This window comes from Alcanivorax sp. HI0044 (genome assembly GCF_001634945.1).
This window is the reverse complement of record NZ_LWEZ01000226.1, coordinates 1-807: the sequence shown is the minus strand read 5'-3', so window position 1 is coordinate 807 and position 807 is coordinate 1. Positions and strand designations below refer to the sequence as shown.

Here is an 807-nt window from a genome sequence, read left to right as displayed (position 1 = left end):
TTGAAGTGGCGCAACATTCTGTCGAGCTGGCCGTGAAGAAAACCGGGCTTCAGGGGTTCCGTGATTTTACTGTGGTGTTCGCCAAGGTGGCCGAGCAGTACGAAGTGCGCATGCTGGAACTGGGCCGTGAAGATGAAGACTGGGTCGAGGTACTGGGAGGCCTAAAACCAGGTACCGAGTATGTCAGTGGTAACAGCTACCTGCTCAAGGCGGATGTTGAAAAGTCCGGCGCTTCCCACGATCACTAAAGGCCTGTCACTATGCTTGAAGTCATTATTAAACACGCCATTGAGCGCCGCCGGCTGGTACTGGTGGGCGTGGCTTTGTTATCACTGCTGGGGCTATGGAATTTCAACCGGTTGCCAATTGATGCCGTGCCGGATATCACCAACGTACAGGTGATGATCAATACCGAAGCGCCGGGGTATACGCCGCTTGAAGTGGAGCAGCGGGTGACCTACCCGATAGAAACCACGTTGGCGGGTCTGCCCGGGCTGGAGTACACGCGCTCGGTTTCGCGCTACGGGCTGTCCCAGGTAACCGCTATTTTTGGTGATGACACCGACATCTATTTCGCCCGCCAACTGGTGAGCGAACGTCTTTCTGCCGCACGCTCGGATTTGCCTGGCGGCCTCCAGCCCGAGATGGGCCCGATTGCCACAGGCCTGGGCGAAATCTTCATGTTCACCGTGGATGCCGAACCTGGCGCGGTGGATGAGGATGGAAAACCAATTACCCCCATAGACCTGCGTTCCGTACATGACTGGATCATTCGGCCGCAGCTGTTGCGCGTGCCCGGCGTGGTGG

General features: G+C 57.4%; 1 protein-coding gene and 1 pseudogene. Both read left to right on the top strand.

The window, feature by feature from the left end; translation table 11 throughout:
* Positions 1-248: pseudogene (locus A3730_RS02950) on the top strand (secretion protein HlyD); the annotation flags it as partial.
* Between the two features lie 12 nt (positions 249-260).
* The coding region (locus tag A3730_RS02945; protein WP_197477243.1) for an efflux RND transporter permease subunit at positions 261-807 on the top strand (547 nt) is incomplete at its 3' end.